The organism is Streptomyces sp. NPDC043876 (assembly GCF_056435825.1).
In genome coordinates this window covers 166,771-185,374 of sequence record NZ_JBWKDV010000011.1, presented here as the reverse complement: position 1 = coordinate 185,374, position 18,604 = coordinate 166,771, and the positions used below count along the sequence as shown (strand labels likewise).

At 73.4% G+C, this 18,604-nt stretch carries 15 protein-coding genes and 2 pseudogenes; 10 read left to right on the top strand and 7 right to left on the bottom strand.

What is annotated here, in order from left to right:
* Window positions 1–59: 59 nt before the first annotated feature.
* On the bottom strand, window positions 60–458 hold the full coding sequence (locus tag AC0693_RS30335) for a VOC family protein (RefSeq protein ID WP_469317396.1): 399 nt from the start codon (window positions 456–458) through the stop codon (window positions 60–62).
* A 93-nt stretch (window positions 459–551) separates the two neighbouring features.
* On the opposite strand from AC0693_RS30335, the gene AC0693_RS30330 reads away from it, so the two are divergent.
* Complete coding sequence (locus AC0693_RS30330) at window positions 552–1,550, top strand: helix-turn-helix transcriptional regulator (RefSeq protein ID WP_478803430.1); 999 nt, start codon at window positions 552–554, stop codon at window positions 1,548–1,550.
* 245 nt (window positions 1,551–1,795) lie between these two features.
* On the opposite strand, the gene AC0693_RS30325 is transcribed toward AC0693_RS30330, so the two are convergent.
* On the bottom strand, window positions 1,796–1,927 hold the full coding sequence (locus AC0693_RS30325; protein WP_478803429.1) for a hypothetical protein: 132 nt from the start codon (window positions 1,925–1,927) through the stop codon (window positions 1,796–1,798).
* 302 nt (window positions 1,928–2,229) lie between these two features.
* Here AC0693_RS30325 and AC0693_RS30320 point away from each other — a divergent pair, with 302 nt between their 5' ends.
* Window positions 2,230–2,583, top strand: coding sequence for a hypothetical protein (locus AC0693_RS30320; protein WP_478803428.1), 354 nt, complete (start codon window positions 2,230–2,232; stop codon window positions 2,581–2,583).
* Here the strand turns inward: AC0693_RS30320 and AC0693_RS30315 are convergent.
* Window positions 2,564–3,232, bottom strand: a pseudogene (locus tag AC0693_RS30315) (HAD family hydrolase). The gene AC0693_RS30320 and the pseudogene AC0693_RS30315 overlap by 20 nt on opposite strands.
* Window positions 3,233–3,366: 134 nt before the next feature.
* Window positions 3,367–4,425, bottom strand: a complete 1,059-nt coding sequence (gene sph, locus AC0693_RS30310; RefSeq protein ID WP_478803427.1) for a sphingomyelin phosphodiesterase — start codon at window positions 4,423–4,425, stop codon at window positions 3,367–3,369.
* 130 nt (window positions 4,426–4,555) lie between these two features.
* On the opposite strand from sph, the gene AC0693_RS30305 reads away from it, so the two are divergent.
* A complete protein-coding gene (locus tag AC0693_RS30305) occupies window positions 4,556–5,449 on the top strand; it encodes an oxygenase MpaB family protein (RefSeq protein ID WP_478803426.1) in 894 nt (297 codons plus the stop codon).
* A 48-nt stretch (window positions 5,450–5,497) separates the two neighbouring features.
* Here the strand turns inward: AC0693_RS30305 and AC0693_RS30300 are convergent, their stop codons facing one another.
* Window positions 5,498–7,039, bottom strand: coding sequence for a M1 family metallopeptidase (locus AC0693_RS30300; protein ID WP_478803425.1), 1,542 nt, complete (start codon window positions 7,037–7,039; stop codon window positions 5,498–5,500).
* Window positions 7,040–7,376: 337 nt separating this feature from the next.
* On the opposite strand from AC0693_RS30300, the gene AC0693_RS30295 reads away from it, so the two are divergent.
* The 5 genes from AC0693_RS30295 to AC0693_RS30275 all read left to right on the top strand — a co-directional run bounded on the left by AC0693_RS30295 (window position 7,377) and on the right by AC0693_RS30275 (window position 13,692).
* Entirely contained in the window at window positions 7,377–8,246 is an 870-nt protein-coding gene (locus AC0693_RS30295) for an SCO6745 family protein (RefSeq protein ID WP_469317405.1), read from the top strand.
* A 176-nt stretch (window positions 8,247–8,422) separates the two neighbouring features.
* Window positions 8,423–10,951, top strand: coding sequence for a Tex family protein (locus AC0693_RS30290; RefSeq protein ID WP_478803424.1), 2,529 nt, complete (start codon window positions 8,423–8,425; stop codon window positions 10,949–10,951).
* A 305-nt stretch (window positions 10,952–11,256) separates the two neighbouring features.
* Window positions 11,257–11,688 (top strand): hypothetical protein, encoded by a 432-nt coding sequence (locus tag AC0693_RS30285; RefSeq protein ID WP_356405156.1) that lies wholly within the window; start codon window positions 11,257–11,259, stop codon window positions 11,686–11,688.
* The gene (locus tag AC0693_RS30280) at window positions 11,678–12,910 is read left to right on the top strand and encodes an MAB_1171c family putative transporter (RefSeq protein WP_478803423.1); all 1,233 of its coding nucleotides are present in this window, start codon (window positions 11,678–11,680) and stop codon (window positions 12,908–12,910) included. The genes AC0693_RS30285 and AC0693_RS30280 overlap by 11 nt, the downstream gene beginning before the upstream one ends.
* A complete protein-coding gene (locus AC0693_RS30275) occupies window positions 12,907–13,692 on the top strand; it encodes an SDR family NAD(P)-dependent oxidoreductase (protein WP_478803422.1) in 786 nt (261 codons plus the stop codon). Before AC0693_RS30280 ends, AC0693_RS30275 begins: the two co-directional genes overlap by 4 nt.
* A 648-nt stretch (window positions 13,693–14,340) precedes the next feature.
* Here the strand turns inward: AC0693_RS30275 and AC0693_RS30270 are convergent.
* Entirely contained in the window at window positions 14,341–15,978 is a 1,638-nt protein-coding gene (locus AC0693_RS30270) for an ABC-F family ATP-binding cassette domain-containing protein (protein ID WP_469337948.1), read from the bottom strand.
* A 112-nt stretch (window positions 15,979–16,090) separates the two neighbouring features.
* Here AC0693_RS30270 and AC0693_RS30265 point away from each other — a divergent pair, with 112 nt between their 5' ends.
* Window positions 16,091–17,059 (top strand): GlxA family transcriptional regulator, encoded by a 969-nt coding sequence (locus AC0693_RS30265; protein ID WP_469317410.1) that lies wholly within the window; start codon window positions 16,091–16,093, stop codon window positions 17,057–17,059.
* Window positions 17,060–17,125: 66 nt separating this feature from the next.
* Window positions 17,126–17,760, top strand: a pseudogene (locus AC0693_RS30260) (DJ-1/PfpI family protein).
* Here AC0693_RS30260 and AC0693_RS30255 read toward each other — a convergent pair.
* Complete coding sequence (locus tag AC0693_RS30255) at window positions 17,750–18,592, bottom strand: enoyl-CoA hydratase/isomerase family protein (protein ID WP_478803421.1); 843 nt, start codon at window positions 18,590–18,592, stop codon at window positions 17,750–17,752. The pseudogene AC0693_RS30260 and the gene AC0693_RS30255 sit on opposite strands and share 11 nt — an antisense overlap.
* Window positions 18,593–18,604: the final 12 nt, after the last annotated feature.

The following is an 18,604-nucleotide window of genomic DNA, read 5'->3' as shown; positions in this document are numbered from 1 at the left end:
CCCTGTTCACCGGGAGCCCTGGGATCTCAGGGCTCCCGGGTGAGCGGGTTCTCGTGGCGTCAGCGCGTGAACTTTTCGATGGCCGCCGGGGTGACGGGGGTGAAGAAGTTGACGAGGTTGCCGTCAGGATCGCGGAGCAGCAGCGACCGGTTGCCCCAGGGCATCGTCGTGGGCTCGGTGACGAAGTCGGTGACGAAGCCGGTCAGGTCCTGGTGAAGGCGGTCCACGTCGTCGACGAGGAACTCCGTGATCACGCTGTGGTTGTCCGCCGGGCGGGCGGAACCCGGGGCGAACAGCGGGACGGTGCGGGTGCCGGCGATCGCGAGGGCGGCGCCCGCGGTCCTGAGTTCGGCGAAGTCTTCGGTGGCCCACGTCGCCCGCGCCCCGGTGGCCCGCTCGTAGAACGCGACGAGGCGCGCTACGTCGCTGGTGATGATGCGGATCGAGACGAACTCCATGGGGATCTCCTTGGCTGTGCCGATGGCGTGCACTGCGGAGGCTAGGAGAAATAGAGGACAGAATCGGTCCTGTATTCGCGTTAGGTTGTGCCCATGTCCCGACCCACTCGACCCACTGCCCGCGTGCTGACACTCCTGGAGCTGCTGCAGTCGGGCGGCACCCGGACGGTGGCCGAACTGGCCGACCGGCTCGGCGTCGAGGGGCGCACCGTGCGGCGGTACGTGGACCAGCTGATCGAACTGGACCTGCCCGTGGAGTCGGTGCGCGGCCGCTACGGCGGGTACCGGCTCGCCCGCGGGCACCGCTTGCCTCCGCTCATGCTCAGCGACGACGAGGCGCTGGCCGTGCTGCTCGGCCTGGTCGCCGGCCGCCGGGCAGGGCTGACGACCACGGAGCGCACGGCGAGCGAGACGGCATCGGCGAAGATCCGACGAGTGCTGCCCCAGCACGTCGCCCGTCGGCTCGACACACTCCTGGAGGCCCTCGCCTTCACGGACCAGCCCGGCGAGTTCGACACCCCGGACGCCGGGGTGCTGCTCACCATCGCCGATGCGGTGCGCCACCGCCGACCGGTCTCGATCCGCTACACCGACCGCGACGGACGGCGCAGCGAACGCACGCTGCACCCGTACGGGATCGTCGCCCATGCGGGCCGGTGGTACGTCACGGGCAAGGACGCTCAGATCGGCGAGGACCGGACCTTCCGGCTCGATCGCATCGCAGACGCGCGCGCCCTGCCCGGCGCATTCGAAGCGCCCGCGGGTCCCGGTCCGGCACAGCGCGTGTTGTCGGCGTTCGCCACGGCCGAGTACCGGCATGAGGTGACCTTGCGGATCCACGGGACGGTCGAACAGATCCGAGCCCGCCTTCCCGCCGGTGTCGCGACCTTGGAGGAGCACGAGCCCGCGGCAGACCAGGACCGGGCGGCCGAACGCTGGCGGCGCGTCGAGCTGCGGGCAGAGCGCCTCGACTGGCTGCCTCCGGTACTCGCCGCGCTCGACCGGCCGTTCGTCATCGAGCGCCCCGACGAACTGCGCGACCTCGTCGCCGCGCTCGCGGACCGCCTCGCGTCCTACGCCCGCCAAGCCTGACCCGCGAGGAACCGATGTCATGCGGAGCAGCCCGGTCACAGGCGTCGGCGCCGCGCGGTCCGGGCCGGGGGTCCGGCCCGGACCGCGGGGGTGGGCTACGAGCCGATCAACGGGTAGTGGTCCTATGGAGACCAACTCGCCCGCCGCAGAAAGAGCGGCGAGAACATCCGAACGGCCCGAAGCGCGCCAAGCTCACAGAGGAGTGGGTCGCCCTGGAAGCGGGCATGTAACGCAGCCTTCGAGAGTCAGCCCCGAGGGCGCGGCACGATGAAGCCGCGGACGGGACGAGGCTCGTCCGGGTCACGCGAGTCCGGCTCCTGCGCCGCATCCCACTCGGCGACCAGCTCGGCGTACCGGGGGTCCGTCCATTCCGTCATGCCAGCCTCCTTGTCGAGAAAGCCAGCCTACGGCCGCACGGGCCACTCAGGCTTAGGCATCGGCCGGATCGTGCAGGTAGGCGAGTGCCGGCACTTCGCCGCAACACCGACAAGCTCGTCGGCCAGACCTGCCACAGCTGCTCGTCCGGCTCGTATCCGGCAGCCCGGACCGCGTCCAGGGTGCGCTCGTTGACCGTAGGGTCGTAGCGGCCGGTGTCGGGGCACTCCGGGTAGTGGTGGACGAAGTCGCCGCCGAGCCGGGCGCACAGGGACTGGTACATGGCCGTGTGCAGGATGAGTGCGTGCCAGCCCTCGTCGACGACGCGGGACGGGGCGATGCCCGCGGCCGTCCGGGCGCCGGCAGCGACGATCTGCTGCACGTGCTCGATGAACTTCCGAGGGACGCCGACAAGCAGCGCTCGGTCATCCTCGGCGATCTTGGCGCAGTGGAAGCCGCCGCCGGACGCCCTGAGGAAGCGGCTCAGTACGCGCTCCGCGCGCTGGAGCTGCTGGAATTCCACTGGTACGCCACCGGACTGGAGCGGGTCCGTGAGGTGCGGCGGTCCCTCGCCCCGTGGGGGCACGAGCAGTACGTCCGCGACCTCGACGACCGGCTCTACGGCTGGGGGGCCGTCGTCAGCGCGCTTGGTTGTTGAACTCGGTGATCAGGCTCGGCAGCTCGGCCAGGGATTCCACGCGGAACGTCGGCAGAGTCCGGGCCTCCTCGCTCTCCCACTGGACATAGGCCCAGGGGCCCCGGCGGATCAACGCGGTGTGCATGCCGGCCTTGGCCCCCGGCCGCAGGTCGTTGTCGACACGGTCGCCGACATAGAGGATCTCGTCGTTGGCGAACGGCACGACGTCGGCGACCCGCTCGAAGAACGCGATGTCGGGCTTGCTGGCGCCCCAGTCGTCCGAGGTGCCGATGAGGTCAACGTCGCCGGTGAACAGCGAGCGCAGAATGCCGCCGGCGCGGACGGTCTGGTTGCCGGCGATTCCCAGCCACAGACCCGCCTCGCGGAGGGAGGCCAGCGCGGGCCGGACGTCCGGGTACAGGTCGCTCTCGTCGAAGTGCTCCGGCCGGCCGGCCGGCCGCGGCGCGCGCCTCGCGCTCGGCGGTCAGGTCGAATCCGGCCTTGAACGGCTCGAAGGTCTCCCGGTAGTCGCGGCCCTGGGCGATGACGGCGCCGAACATGGCGGCGAAGGTGTGGCGGGAACGCCGAGCCAATCGGCCCAGGTGCCGTACTCCCGCGTCTCGTCTACGAGGCACTCGCCGACGTCGAAAACCACAGCGCGAATCGTCATGCGGGCAGAGTAACCAGGCAGCCCGGACGCACGAAAGCGCCCGCTCCCGCCCGAAGGCGAGAGGGGGCGGTGTTCGTTCAGGAGACTCCGCGGCACTGGCTTGCCAGACGGCCACCTGATCGCCGGTGCGGGGACTACGGGGCGGCGTACCCCACAACCGGGTAGTGGTCCGAGAGGTTGGTGTAGGTGTAGGAGGTGCCCCAGCTGGAGACGGTCCAGGGGGCGGACTGCTCCTTGACCACGGTGTTGTTCCAGTTCGCCGGGCGGGCGTTGCCCTTGCGGTACAGGACGTAGTCGAGGTCCTCGCGGGGGTCCGTCGGGTAGCGGTAGTTCGCTATCGAGTTGGTGGCCGTGTCGAAGGAGTACGGGTGGCCCGTGCGGGAGTCGGCGCCCGCGAGGTCCGCGTCCGCGAGCATGGAGGCGTACTCCGGGCTGCGCGAGTCGACGTTCATGTCGCCCGCCACGATGACCTGTTCGCCCGCCGGGATGTTCTTGGCGTCCAGGAAGGCGTCGATGTTCCGGAACTGGCGGCTGCGCATCTGGGCCGCCTCGCCCGCCTTGCAGCCCGAGTCGGTGGACTGCGCGTGGGTACCCACCACGTGCACCCTGGCGCCGTTCACGTTCAGGACGACGTACGCGAAGCCCTTGTTGGACCACCAGTCGGAGCCGCAGGCGTCCTTGTAGACGTACTGCTCCTTGCGCAGGACCGGCCACTTGCTGAGGACGGTGACCCCGCCGTCCTCCGGGGTCGTGGAGGTGTAGGCGCCGCCCGTCGCGTCCCAGCCGTCCTTGCTCCGGCCGACCACGGGGGTCTGGTAGGGGTACTGCGCGGCCGCGTTCGCCTTCAGGGCGTCCGAGGTGCCGTTGTCGAAGGCCTCCTGGAGGACGACCACGTCGTGGCCCTGGAAGAAGGCCGCCTTCGGGATCTCGCGGGCCCGGAGGTCCTGGCCCCAGTTCGGGTACAGGCTGGTGCTCATCAGGAAGGTGTTGTACGTCAGCACGTTCAGCCGGGGCGCGGCGGCGGAGGCGGACTCCGCGGCCGGGGCGGCGGAGGCTGCCGGGACCGCGGTGACGGCGAGCGCGAGGGCCGCGAGCGCGCCGACGGCCGCCGCGGCGGCCCTGGCGCGAGGCGCGCGAGGAGTGCGAGGAGTGCGAAGGGCGCGAGCGGTGGGGCGGTTCGTGCTGGGCAGCATGAGGACTCCATCGTTCCTGCGGGGGGAAGATCGGCTGCGCCATCACATCATCTGCAGTTACCTCTGGGTAACACCCAGGACAAGACTTTCCGACCGGGGAGGGGACTTCTCGCGCTCGCATACTGGAGTCATGAGCACCACGCGCGCCACCAGCGCCGGAAGCCACCCGGACCCCCGTGGTCACATCGCTCCGCCACCGCCCGGCGGGGTGCTGTGGAGCATCGCCGGAGACGTCCGCGCGCTGCTGATGCTGCCGCCCGCCTTCACCATGCAGGTGGCCCACCCGGCGATCGGCGCGGGCGTGGACCAGTACTCCGTCTTCCGCAGCGACCCCTGGGGGCGGGGCGAGCGCTCGCTCCGCTCGGTGCAACTGTGGGTGTACGGCGGCGAGGAGGCGGCCGAGGAGGGGCGCCGCGTCCGCCGGCTGCACCGGGGGATCCAGGGCACCGACACCCGCGGGCGGCGCTACCACGCCCTCGACCCGGCCTGCTACTCCTGGGTGCACGCCTCCGGCTTCCCGGTCTACCTCCACGCGGCCCGCTACCTCTTCCGCGCCTTCACGCCCGCCCAGGAGCGGGCCCTCTACGCCGAGTGGCTCCAGGTCGGCCGGATCCTCGGCATCCGCGACCGCGACATGCCCCAGACGATCGAGGAGTACTGGCCGCACTACCACCGGATGCTGGCCGAGGAGATCGAGTCCACCCCGGTCGCCCGCGAACTGGTCGCCACGGACGCGGCGCTGCCCCGGCCCACGGGCGGACCGCTGCCCGTGCGGATCCTCACCCGGCTCGCCTGGCCGCTGCTGCGGACCCTGTTCCTGCGCTTGCGCGCCTTCGCCACCGTCGGCTACATGCCGCCGGAGGCGCGGGCCGCGATCGGGCTGGAGTGGAGCCCGGCCCAGGAGCGCAGGCTGCGCCGGTTCAGCGCGGTCGTACGGATCGTCGTACCGCTGCTGCCCGAGCGGCTGCGGTACCTGCCGGTGGCCCGCCAGGCCCGGGCACGGTGGCGCGCCGCCGCCCGCTGAGGGGCGACGGCGCGCGGGCCGCCGTAGGAGCCGGCTGCTGTGGGGAGCTCAGCGGCCGTGGCCGTGCCCGTGCCCCGGCTCCGTCTCGTGGATGCTGTTCGTCGCGGCGATCTTCTTCCAGGACTTGGGCTCCGCCGCCGGGGCCGCGGCGGGGGCCGGGGCCGCGAGCGAGCGGCCCGTCGCCTTCGCCGCCGGGGGCGCGAAGGCGGGCTTGCCCGGCGTGTAGAGCCAGGTCTCGAAGAGGTCGGCCAGCGGCTTGCCGGAGACCCGCTCGGCATAGCGGACGAAGTCGTTCACCTTGGCGTTGCCGTAGGCGTGCTCGGCCGGCCAGCCCTTGAGGATCGCGAAGAACTTCTCGTCCCCGACCGCGTTGCGCAGCGCCTGGATGGCGATGGCCCCCCGGTCGTAGACGGCCGCGTCGAACTGCTTGTCCGCACCCGGGTCACCGGGCTTGACCTGCCAGAACGGGTCCTCGGCGGGCCGGTTCGCGTAGGTCCAGGCGGCCAGCTCCTGCGCGGTGCCCTCGCCCTCCTTCTCCGACCACAGCCACTGGCTGTAGCGGGCGAAGCCCTCGTTGATCCAGATGTCCTTCCAGCCGTCGACCGAGACGCTGTCGCCGTACCACTGGTGGGCCAGCTCGTGCACGACGACCTGGACGTTGGCCCCGTTCGCGAACTGGCGCGGGCTGTAGAAGGGCCGGGTCTGGGTCTCCAGCGCGAACCCGCTGGGCACGTTCGGCACGTAGCCGCCGAGCGCGTTGAAGGGGTACGGGCCGAAGACGCCCTCCAGCCATTCCGCGACCTCGGTGGTGCGCTCGACGCTCGCCCGCGCCGCGCCCGCGTTGTCGCCGAGGTCCACGCTGTAGGCGTTCAGAACCGGCAGCCCGCTCGCGGTCTTGTCGGTGGTGACGTCGAACTTGCCGATGGCCAGGGTGGCCAGGTAGGTGGCCTGCGGCTTGTTGGAGCGCCAGTTGTAGCGGGTCCAGCCGAGCTTCGAACTCTGCGACTGGAGCACGCCGTTGCTGATCGCCTGCGTGCCGTCCGGGACGTTGACGGAGACGTCGAACGTCGCCTTGTCCAGCGGGTGGTCGTTGCTGGGGAACCACCAGATGGCCGAGTCCGGCTCCTGGGCGGCGATCCCGCCGTCCGGGGTGCGCTGCCAGGCCGACCAGCCGTCGACCTTGAACTCCGAAGGCTTGCCCGCGTACTTGACGACCACGGTGGCCTGCTTGTTCTTCTGCAGCGCGGTCGCGGGGGTCACCTCCAGCTCCTGGACACCGGACTTGGTGAACTTCGCCTTGACCCCGTTGACCCGGATCTCGCTCACCTGGAGGCCGAAGTCAAGGTTGAAGCGGGAGAGGTCCTGCTTGGCGGTGGCCAGCAGGGTGGCCGTGCCCTCCAGGAGGTCGGTCCTGGGCTGGTACTGGAGTCTCAAGTCGTAGTGCGAGACGTCGTATCCACCGTTGCCGCTGGCCGGGTAGTAGGGGTCGCCGATGCCCGGGGCACCCGGAACGGCGGTCGCCGCCGACGCCGGGATCACCAGCAGCAGGGAGGCGGCGAGCACGCTCGGGGCGATGACTTTGCGTCGCACGAAGGACTCCAAGGGGGTTGGGGAGACGGTTCTGTTGAGCTGTGTGCAGCTCGGCTCACGGCTTGTGTGTTCGACCGTATTCACCCCTGCGCCCCACGTCATGTCCATGGCCCCTGCTGTCACACGATCGCCATTCGGACGTCACACCGCGCCATGCGGACGGTTCCCGGCCAGGTGGGGCGGGCCGGGCGGGCCGGTGAAGAACGGCCGGATCTCGCGGGGCCGGTGCGGGGCCGGTGCGGGGCCGGCGCGGGCACGGCGCGGCGCCGCGGGGCTTGCGCGCGGGGGCCGGGGGTGACCCTGTTGTACATACCAATCAGTCGGTAGGGTGCCGGGCATGACGCTCTCCACCCTCCCGCCCCTCGCCGCGCGCCGCTGTTGGCACGCGGCCATCAATCCGCTGCACGCCACCCTCTACTTCTCGCCGGACCTCGCGAGGGAGCTCGCCGCCCTCGGGATCGAGGGCCCGGCCGCGGCCCTGAGCACCCGCAGCGCCGCCCTGGGCGCCGTCGGCCCCGGCGCCGTCGCCGCCACCTTCTACAACTACAGCCACGCCCACCTCGCCCAGTACCTGCCCGCCGTCTGGCAGAAGGCGGACCCCGAGCAGGTCCTGGCCGCCCGCCTGCGGGCCGCCGACGCGACCCTCACCCGGCTGCTCGGCGCCGAGGCCGTCGCCTCCCCGGAGATGGCCGAGGCCGCCGACCTGGCCCTGCGCGCCACCGAGGCCTGCACCCGGCACGGCCGCGCCCTCTACTCCGCGCACGCCGACCTACCCGTCCCCGAGGCCCCGCACCTGCGCCTGTGGCACGCCGCCACGCTGCTGCGCGAGCACCGCGGCGACGGCCACCTCGCCGCCCTCCTCATCGCCGGCCTCGACCCCGTCGAAGCCCTGGTCAGCCACAACGCCACCGGTCGCGGCATGACCTCCAAGTGGCTGCGGGCCACCCGCGGCTGGAGCGCGGCCGACCTGGCGGCGGCCGCCGACCGGCTGCGGGAGCGCGGGCTGCTCGACGCCGAGAACGAACTGACCGAGGCCGGAACGGCGCTGCGCGAGCGGCTGGAGGCCGACACCGACCGGCTCGACGCGGCCCCGTACGAGCACCTCGGCGCGGCCGGCCTGGCCCGCCTGCACGAGCTGGGCGGCGCCTTCGTCGCCCGCGCGATCGGCGCGGGCGCCTTCCCCGCCGACCTCACCGGCAAGGGCTGACCCGCCACACCGGGCGCGGGCCGCCCCGGCCCCCGCCCGGACGGGCGCCGCGCCCTCCCGGCGCGGCCCCGCCCCCGCCGCCGCCGGACCGATCGGCAGGGTTCCCGCCCCGCGATACCGCCACCTGCCACAATTGGCAGCTTCCAGTGCAGTGCAGACGAAGGCGGGACCGGAACGTGACGACGTCCATCGAAGGCAGGATCGCCGAGGAACTCGGCGTACGGGAGCGGCAGGTCAAGGCCGCCGTCGAGCTGCTCGACGGCGGCTCCACCGTGCCGTTCATCGCGCGCTACCGCAAGGAAGCGACCGAGCTGCTCGACGACGCCCAGCTGCGCACCCTGGAGGAGCGGCTGCGGTACCTGCGCGAACTGGAGGACCGCCGCGCCGCGATCCTGGAGTCCGTGCGGGAGCAGGGCAAGCTCGACGACGCGCTGACGGCCATGATCAACGCGGCGGACACCAAGGCCCGGCTGGAGGACATCTACCTGCCCTTCAAGCCCAAGCGCCGCACCAAGGCGCAGATCGCCCGCGAGGCGGGCCTGGAACCGCTCGCCGAGGGCCTGCTCGCCGACCCCTCGGCCGAACCGGCCGCCGCCGCGGCCGCGTTCGTCGACGCGGACAAGGGCGTCGCCGACGCGGCGGCCGCCCTCGAAGGCGCCCGCGCCATCCTCACCGAGCGGTTCGCCGAGGACGCCGACCTGATCGGCGAACTGCGCGAGCGGATGTGGACCCGCGGCCGGATGGCCGCCAAGGTCCGTGAAGGCAAGGAGGAGGCGGGCGCCAAGTTCGCCGACTACTTCGACTTCGCCGAGCCGCTCACGGCGCTGCCCTCGCACCGCGTCCTCGCCATGCTCCGCGGCGAGAAGGAGGACGTCCTCGACCTCACGCTGGAGCCCGAGGACCGCGACGACGCGGCGGCCCCCGGCCCCTCCACCTACGAGGGCATGATCGCTCGCCGCTTCGGGGTCGCCGACCGCGGCCGCCCCGGGGACAAGTGGCTCGCCGACACCGTCCGCTGGGCCTGGCGCACCAAGATCCAGGTGCACCTCGGCCTCGACCTGCGCACCCGGCTGCGCCAGGCCGCCGAGGACGAGGCGGTCCGCGTCTTCGCCTCCAACCTGCGCGACCTGCTGCTCGCCGCGCCCGCCGGGACCCGCGCCACGCTGGGCCTGGACCCGGGTTTCCGTACCGGTGTGAAGGTCGCCGTCGTGGACGCCACCGGCAAGGTCGTCGCCACCGACGTGATCTACCCGCACGTGCCCGCCAACAAGTGGGACGAGTCCCTCGCCAAGCTCGCGCGGCTCGCCAAGGAGCACGCGGTCGACCTGGTCGCCATCGGCAACGGCACCGCCTCGCGCGAGACCGACAAGCTCGCCGGCGACCTCATCACGCGCCACCCCGAACTGAACCTCACCAAGGTGATGGTCTCCGAGGCGGGCGCCTCCGTGTACTCGGCCTCCGCCTTCGCCTCGCAGGAACTCCCGGACATGGACGTGTCGTTGCGCGGCGCCGTCTCCATCGCCCGCCGCCTCCAGGACCCGCTCGCCGAACTGGTCAAGATCGACCCGAAGTCGATCGGCGTCGGCCAGTACCAGCACGACCTGTCCGAGGTGAAGCTCTCGCGCTCCCTCGACGCGGTCGTCGAGGACTGCGTGAACGGCGTCGGCGTCGACGTCAACACCGCCTCGGCGCCGCTGCTCTCCCGGGTGTCCGGCATCAGCGGCGGCCTCGCCGAGAACATCGTCGCCCACCGCGACGCCAACGGGCCCTTCCGCAGCCGCAAGGCCCTCAAGGCCGTGCCCCGGCTCGGCCCCAAGGCGTACGAACAGTGCGCGGGCTTCCTGCGGATCCGCGACGGGGAGGACCCGCTGGACTCCTCCAGCGTCCACCCCGAGGCCTACCCGGTGGTCCGGGCCATGGGCAGGACGGCGGGCGGCGAGGTCGCGGCGCTGATCGGCAACACCGCGGTACTGCGCTCCCTGCGCCCGGCCGACTTCGTCACCGAGGCCTTCGGCCTGCCGACCGTCTCGGACATCCTGCGGGAGCTGGAGAAGCCGGGCCGCGACCCGCGCCCCGCCTTCAAGACGGCCACCTTCAAGGAGGGCGTGGAGAAGATCGGCGACCTGGCGCCCGGGATGATCCTGGAGGGCGTGGTCACCAACGTGGCGGCCTTCGGCGCGTTCATCGACATCGGCGTCCACCAGGACGGCCTGGCGCACGTCTCGGCGCTGTCGAAGACCTTCGTCAAGGACCCCCGTGACGTGGTCAAGCCCGGGGACATCGTCCGGGTGAAGGTCATGGACGTCGACATCCCGCGCAAGCGCATCTCGCTGACCCTGCGGCTGGAGGACGAGGACGGGGCGGACCGGGCGGCGGGCGCCCCGCGGCCCCGCCAGGAGCGCGGCGAGCGCGGCTCCGGCGGACGCCCGCCGCAGCAGCGCGGCGGCGGCGACCAGGGCCGGGGCGCGTCCGGCGGCAACTCCGCGTCCGGTGGCAACGCGGCGGGCGCGGCCAACGGCGCCGGCGGAGCCCGTGGCGGCGGCGGCCGGGGCGGCGCCGGAGTCCGGGGCGGCGCCGGAGCCCGCGGCGGATCCGGCGGCGGGGCGGGCGCGGCCAAGGGCGCCCCGGCGCCCGCCAACAGCGCCATGGCCGACGCCCTGCGCCGGGCCGGCCTGACCGGCCCCGAGGACCGCCGCAAGCGCTGACGCGGGAGGGCCCCGGCGGCGGCGGGGAGCCGGTCCGCAGGTCGCGGCCCCGGGCAGGAAGAAGTGGCCGAATAAGCGCCTTGCCCGGGGCCCCGCCTTGCCAACCCCCGCAGCCGATCTGTAGGCATGTGGGAACGCCCGTTCGTCATTCGCGCACGGGCTTCCCTGACCCCCCTCAGGACGTCATGCCCACATCAGCCCCTGCCTATCGACGCTGCCCGGGAAAGGGTCCGAAGAGGGAGCACATGCCATACCGGCAACTCAGCCTGCGCAAACGCTGCGAGACGATTCTCGGCCGTTTGGACTTGCCGCATCCGTTTTCCCTCGACGCCCTGTGCGGGCGCATCGCCGAGCAGCGGGGCCGGCCCATCCGGCTGCACCCGCTTCCCAAGGAAGCCGCCGAATCCGGCGTGTGCGGCCTGTGGGTGGGCACCACGAGCGTCGACTACGTCTTCTACGAGGCCCAGACCTCCCCGCTGCACCGCGAGCACATCGTCCTCCACGAACTGGGCCACATCCTCTTCGGCCACAACTCGCTGACGAGCGAGGAGAGCGGCGCCGAGGCCCCGGTCATCCTCGGCCGCACCAACTACACCACCCGGCAGGAACAGGAGGCCGAGATGCTGGCCAGCCTGATCCGGACGAGGGCGGGACTGCCCCCGGTCGACGAGGCCGCCGGGACACTGGCGCGCCTGGAGTCCGCCATGGGGTACCGGCGGGTGCAGCATGGCGCCTGACCCCATCGCCGCCTTCGGGGACTCCCTGGCGGTGCCCAGCGTGGTCTGCCTGTGGCTCGCGGTCCTGCTGCGCTCCCCGGCCGCCGTCCGCTCCCCGCAGCAGCGCGGACTGCTGCTCGCCGTCGCCACGGCCGCCGCGGCGATGACCCTGAACCTGCCCGACGTGGTGACGTACGCGATGCGCGACCCCGCGTACTCGCACACCGTCGGACTGGTCCGCAACCTCATCGGCGTCTTCTCCGCGGGCGCCGTCCTCTACTTCGTCGCCGCGGCCACCACCCGGGGCCGGCGGCTGCGCCGGACCGCCGCCGTCACCACCGTGGGCCTGCTGACCGCCCTGGTCCTGCTCGATCACGCCGCCCCCGGCCACGGCACGCACACCATCCCGCCGCACGGCGACCCGGTGCCCTCCCTCGGCTACTGGCTCGTGCTCATCGCGGCCCACCTCAGCGCCAACACCGCCTGCGTGTACGTCTGCTGGCGCTACAGCCTGCGCACCGAGAGCCGGGGCCTGGCCGCCGGGCTGCGGCTGTTCGGCCTGGGCACCGCGCTCGCCGGGGTGTTCTGGTTCGTCTACCTGCTCAAGCTGCTGTTCGGCAGCACCGCCGCCATGCCCTGGCTGCCCCTGCTGATGAACCTGCACGGGCTGCTGCGCGCCGCCGCGCTGCTCGTGCCCGTGCTGTTCGGCGTGCGCCGGACCGCATCCGACATCGGCACCGCGTGGCGGCTGTGGCCGCTGTGGCGCGACCTGGTCGAAGCGGTGCCGCACGTGGCGCTGACGAAGCCGCGGGCCGGGCGGGTCGTGGAGCTGCTGTGGCCGCCGGTCCCGCGCGACCTGCTGGTCTACCGCAAGGTCATCGAGACCCGGGACGCGATCCTGATCCTCAACGAGTACGTCGTCCAGGGCGTCCCGGAGCGCGCCCGCAGCCACGTCGCGGGCGCCGGAGTGCCCTCCCAGCGCCGCGGCGCGGCCGCGCTGGCGTGCGTGCTCAAGGAAGCCCGGCAGGCCAAGCTCGACGGGCTGGCCGGCCGGCCGCAGGACGGCGCCGAGCCGCTGTACGTCCCGTCCTCGGTGCACGGACCCACGGGCACCGTCGAGGGCAGCGACCTGGAGGACGAGAAGAGCTTCCTCGTCGAGGTCGCCCAGGCCTACGGATCCGCCGCGACGCGGACCTTCACCCCCGAACCGCCCGCACGACCCGGAAAGCGAGACCGTCCGTGAACCGCCGCACCACCGTACTGATCACCGGGGCCAGTGCCGGGCTCGGCGCCGCCTTCGCCCGCGGGTTCGCCGCCAAGGGCTGCGACCTGGTCCTCGTCGCCCGTGACAAGGACCGCCTGGGCGCCCTGGCGCAGGAGCTGCACCGGGAGTTCGGCGCGGAGGTGGAGGTGCTGCCCGCCGACCTGCTCGATCCGGCACGGTGCGCCGCCGTCGAGGAGCGGCTCGCCGACGCGGGGCGGCCGGTGGACGTCCTGGTCAACAACGCGGGCTTCGGGCTCCCGGCGCCCTTCCCGTACAGCCCGGTCGAGGACGAGGAGCGGATGCTCGACCTGCTGGTCAAGGTGCCGATGCGGCTGACGCACGCGGTGCTGCCGGGGCTGCGGGAGCGGCGGCGCGGGGCGGTGCTGAACGTGTCCTCCGTCGCGGGGCTGCTGCCGACCGGCACGTACGGGGCGGCCAAGGCGTGGGTCACCGCCTTCAGCGAATCGCTGCGCGTGGACATGGCGCCGTACGGCGTCCGCGTCCTGGCGGTGGTCCCGGGCTTCACCCGGACCGAGTTCCAGGAGCGGGCGGGGATGGACGTCAGCAAGCTGTCCGACGCGGTCTGGCTGGAGCCGGAGGCCGTGGTCGCACAGGCGCTGCGGGACCTCGCCCGGCGGCGGCCGCTGAGCGTCACCGGGCGGCGGTACAAGGCGTACGCGCTGGCCGTGCGGCACCTTCCGCGGGGGCTGGTGGCCCAGCGCATGGCCCGCAAACGCCTCCCCCCGCCGAACCAAGCCTGACCCCGGGCCGTGCCGGCCCGCCTCCCGACCGCCTCAATCGCCGGCGAGGCGCGGGTGGTGGGCCGGGTTCGGTCAGCCCTCCGACGCCGGGGGCTGAGGTTGCCTCCGGCGGCGCCTCAAACGCCGGCGGGGCTGGGGTGGTGCGGGTGAGCCGGCGTGGTGCAGCTGGTTGGCTGGTCCGCCTCAAACGCCGGCGAGGCTGGGTTGGTGCGGCTGGTTGGGCCGGTTCGCCTCAAACGCCGGCGAGGCTGGATGTGGTTTCGGCTCGGTGCCGAGGCGCCGGAGCGGGGCAAAAATCAGCCTCGCCGGCGCTTGAGGCGCCGCCGGAGGCATGCCGTAGGCCCCGCCGGAGGCGCACCAGGAGTCCGGACGGAGGCGCACCCGGGTCCGACGGGAGGCACACCCGGGGACCGGCCGGAGGCGCACCCCGGGGCCGGACCGGAGAAGCACCCCGGGGCGGGACCGAAGGCGCTCCCCGGGCCCAACCGGAGGCGCACCCCGGGGCCGGACCGGAGTAGCACCCGGGGACCAGCCGAAGGCGCACCCCAGGGCCGGACCGGAGACGCACCCCGGGCCCAACCTGAGACGCACCCCGGCCCCGGCCGGAGGCGCGGCGCGGCGGTGGTCGGACAGGGGGGACAGCCGGGGCTATTCCTCCGTGACGCGGCCCCCGGCCACCCGCAGGCGGCGCGTCACGTGCACCGCGTCCAGCATCCGCCGGTCGTGCGTGACCAGCAGCAGCGTGCCCTCGTACGCCTCCAGCGCGGACTCCAGCTGCTCGATCGCGGGAAGGTCGAGGTGGTTCGTCGGCTCGTCCAGCACCAGCAGGTTCACCCCGCGCCCCTGGAGCAGGGCCAGCGCCGCCCGGGTCCGCTCGCCCGGGGACAACGTGCCCGCCGGACGCAGCACGTGCGCCGCCTTCAGGCCGAACTTCGCGAGCAGCGTACGCACTTCCGCCGGCTCCGTCTCCGGCACCGCCGCGCAGAACGCCTCCAGCAGCGGTTCGTCGCCGAGGAACAGCCCGCGCGCCTGGTCCACCTCACCCACCAGCACGCCCGAACCGAGCGTCGCCGCACCGGAGTCCGGGGCGAGCCGCCCCAGCAGCACCGCGAGCAGCGTGGACTTCCCGGCGCCGTTCGCCCCGGTGATCGCCACCCGGTCCGCCCAGTCCAGCTGGAGACTGGCCGGCCCGAAGGTGAACTCCCCGCGCCGCACGGTCGCCTCGCGCAGGGTCGCGACCACCGAGCCGGAGCGCGGCGCCGCCGCGATCTCCATGCGCAGCTCCCACTCCTTGCGCGGCTCCTCGACCACGTCGAGGCGCTCGATCGCACGCTGCGTCTGGCGCGCCTTCGAGGCCTGCTTCTCGCTGGCCTCGCTGCGGAACTTCTTGCCGATCTTGTCGTTGTCGGTCGCCTTGCGCCGGGCGTTCTTGACGCCCTTGTCCATCCAGCCGCGCTGCATCTGCGCGCGCCCTTCGAGCGCCGAGCGCTTGTCGGCGTACTCGTCGAACTCCTCGCGGGCGTGCGTCCGGGCCCGCTCGCGCTCCTCCAGGTAGGCGTCGTACCCGCCGCCGTACAGGTTGATCTCCTGCTGGGCCAGGTCGAGTTCGAGGACCTTGGTGACCGTCCGGGTGAGGAACTCGCGGTCGTGGCTGATCACCACCGTGCCCGCGCGCAGCCCCTTCACGAAGGCCTCCAGCCGCTCCAGGCCCTCCAGGTCGAGGTCGTTGGTCGGCTCGTCGAGCAGGAAGACGTCGTAGCGCGACAGCAGCAGCGACGCGAGCCCGGCGCGGGCGGCCTGGCCGCCGGAGAGCGCGGTCATCGGCAGGTCGAGGCCGACGGACAGACCGAGGTCGGCGGCGACCTCCTGGGCCCGCTCGTCCAGGTCCGCGCCGCCGAGGTCCAGCCACCGGTCGAGCGCGGTCGCGTACGCGTCGTCCGCGCCCGCGATCCCGTCCACCAGGCCCTGCGTGGCCTCGTCCAGCTCCGTCTGCGCGGCGGCCACCCCGGTCCGGCGGGCCAGGAACTCCCGGATCGACTCGCCCGGGCGGCGCTCCGGTTCCTGCGGCAGGTGGCCGACGGTGGCGGTGGGCGGGGAGAGTCGCAGCTCACCGGTCTCCGGCGTGTCCAGACCGGCGAGCAGGCGCAGCAGCGTCGACTTCCCGGCGCCGTTGACGCCGACGAGGCCGATGACGTCACCGGGGGCGACGACGAGGTCGAGCCCGGTGAAGAGCGAGCGCGCACCGTGCCCGGCGGCGAGTTCCTTGGCGACGAGGGTTGCAGTCATGATCCGTCGATCCTATCGGCCGCCCCCCGCCCGGCCGACCGATGAGGCGGTGGCAGGAAAGGTGGGGAGCCCGGCATTGCGGACGTCCACCCGGCGGGAAGACGATGGATCCATGCCCCCCGAACCCTGCCGGGACGTCCTCGTCCTGCTCTACGACGGTGTCCAGAGCCTGGACGTCACCGGCCCCGTGGAGGTCTTCGCGGGCGTGGGCCACTACCCCGGCCGCGCGGGCTACCGGATCCGCACGGCGTCGCCGGGCGGCGCGCCCGTGCGGACCGGCAGCGGGCTGACGCTGGTCCCCGACGAAGCCCTGGAGGACGCCGTTCCGGGCCCCGGCACCACGCTGCTGGTGCCCGGCGGCCGCTACCGGGGGGACTTCGAGCCGCGGCTCACCGACTGGCTGCGCGCGCACGGCGCACGACCGGGCCGGCTCGTCGCCGTCTGCACGGGCGCCCTGCTGCTCGCCGAGGCGGGGCTGCTCGACGGCCGCCGCGCCACCAGCCACTGGAACGCCTGCGAGCGGATGGCCCGCGACTACCCCGAGGTCCGGGTGGACCCCGAGCCGATCTACGTCCGGGACGGGTACGTGGCCACCTCGGCCGGGGTGACCGCCGGCATCGACCTCGCGCTGGCCCTGGTGGAGGAGGACCACGGCCGGGACCTCGCCCTCGACATCGCCCGCCACCTGGTGGTCTACCTACGCAGACCGGGCAACCAGGCGCAGTTCAGCGCGCTGCTCGCCGCCCAGAGCGCCCGGCGCGAACCGCTGCGCGAAGTACAGCACTGGATCACCGGGCATCCCGGGGCCGAGCTGACGGTCGAGGCGCTCGCCGCCCGGGCCCGCCTCTCGCCCCGGCACTTCGCCCGCGCCTTCCACGCCGAGACCGGGACCACCCCCGGCCGCTACGTGGAGCGCGTCCGCATCGAGCACGCCCGGCGGCTGCTGGAGGACACCTCGGACGGCGTCGCCCAGATCGCCCGGGCCTGCGGTTACGGCACCCCCGAGGCGCTGCGGCGGGCCTTCGTCAAGATCCTCGGCCAGCCGCCCGCCGAATACCGGCGTCGCTTCGGCGCCGGGTGACCGCCCCTTTCCGGCTTCCCCTTTCCGGCTTCCCTTTTCCGACTCTCCCTTTCCGGAGGACACCGCATGCAGATCGCCATCCTGCTCTTCGACGGCTTCACCGCCCTCGACGCCATCGGCCCCTTCGACACCCTGGGCCGGCTGCCCGGCGCCCAGAGCGTCTTCGTCGCGGAGCGCCCGGGCCCCGTCCGCAACGACTCCGACAGCTCTCGCTCGTCGCCGAGCGGTCCCTCGCCGAGGTGACGTCCCCCGACATCCTGCTGGTCCCCGGCGGCCCGGGGCAGAGCGCGCAGATGGAGAACGAGGTGCTGCTCGACTGGCTCCGCGCCGTCGACGCCACCACCCTGTGGACCACCTCGGTGTGCACCGGCTCGCTGCTGCTGGCCGCCGCGGGCCTGCTCCGGGGCCGCCGCGCGACCAGCCACTGGCTGGCCCTGGACCAGCTCCCGGCGTACGGGGCGCGGCCGACGGGGGAGCGGGTCGTCACCGACGGCAAGTACGTGACCGCGGCCGGGGTGTCCTCCGGCATCGACATGGGCCTGACCCTGCTGGGCCGGATCGGCGGGGACCGGGTCGCCCAGTCCGTCCAGCTGCTGACCGAGTACGACCCCCAGCCGCCCTACGACGCGGGCTCGCCGCAGAAGGCGCCCGCCGACCTGGTGGCGCAGTGGCGGGAAAAGAGCCGGTTCGTCATGGAGTAGCCGCACCGGGCGCCGCGGCCGCGCCCAGCGTCCAGGTGAAGGCGGGCGTACGGCGCTCCAGGAAGGCGCCGACCCCCTCGGCGGTGTCGCCGCCGGCGCGCGCCTGCTCGGCCCAGTGGGCGTCCCGGTCGGTCCGCCCGTTCGCGAACTCCTTCGCGGCGGCCTGGGTGAGCTGCGAGCGGCCGGCCAGGATCCGGGTGAACTCCGCGACCCGCTCGTCCAGCTGGCCCGCGGGCAGCAGCTCGTCCACCAGACCGGTCCGCAGCGCGCGCTCCGCGTCGATCAGCTCGCCGGAGAAGAGGAGGTACTTGGCCGTCGCGGGGCCCACCAGCGCGGTCAGGCGGCGGGTCGAGGAGGCGGGGTAGACGATGCCGAGCTTGGCGGGGGTCACCCCGAAGGACGCGCCCTCCTCGGCGAACCGCAGGTCGCAGGCGGCGGCGAGCTGGCTGCCGCCGCCCACGCAGAACCCGCGGATCGCGGCCAGCGTCGGCTTCGGGAACGCGGCGAGCGCCTCCTCGGCCCGCACGGCCAGCGCCTGCGGGTCGTCGGCCGGACCGGCCCCCGCCTCCGGCGAAGGCACCGCTCCCGCCGCGGCCCCCGCCTCCGGCAGCGGCTCCCGGCCCCGCAGCGAGGAGATGTCGGCCCCGGCGCAGAAGGTGGCGCCGGCTCCAGTCAGCACCAGGGCCCGTACCGCGGGATCGGCAGCCAGCTCCTCCAGCAGCCCGGGCAGCGCGCGCCACATCGCGGCGGTCATGGCGTTGCGCTTGGCGGGGTGCGAGATGACGACCGTGGCGACCCCGTCCGCGACGGTGTGCAGTATCTGCGCGTCCATGCGCCGGATGCT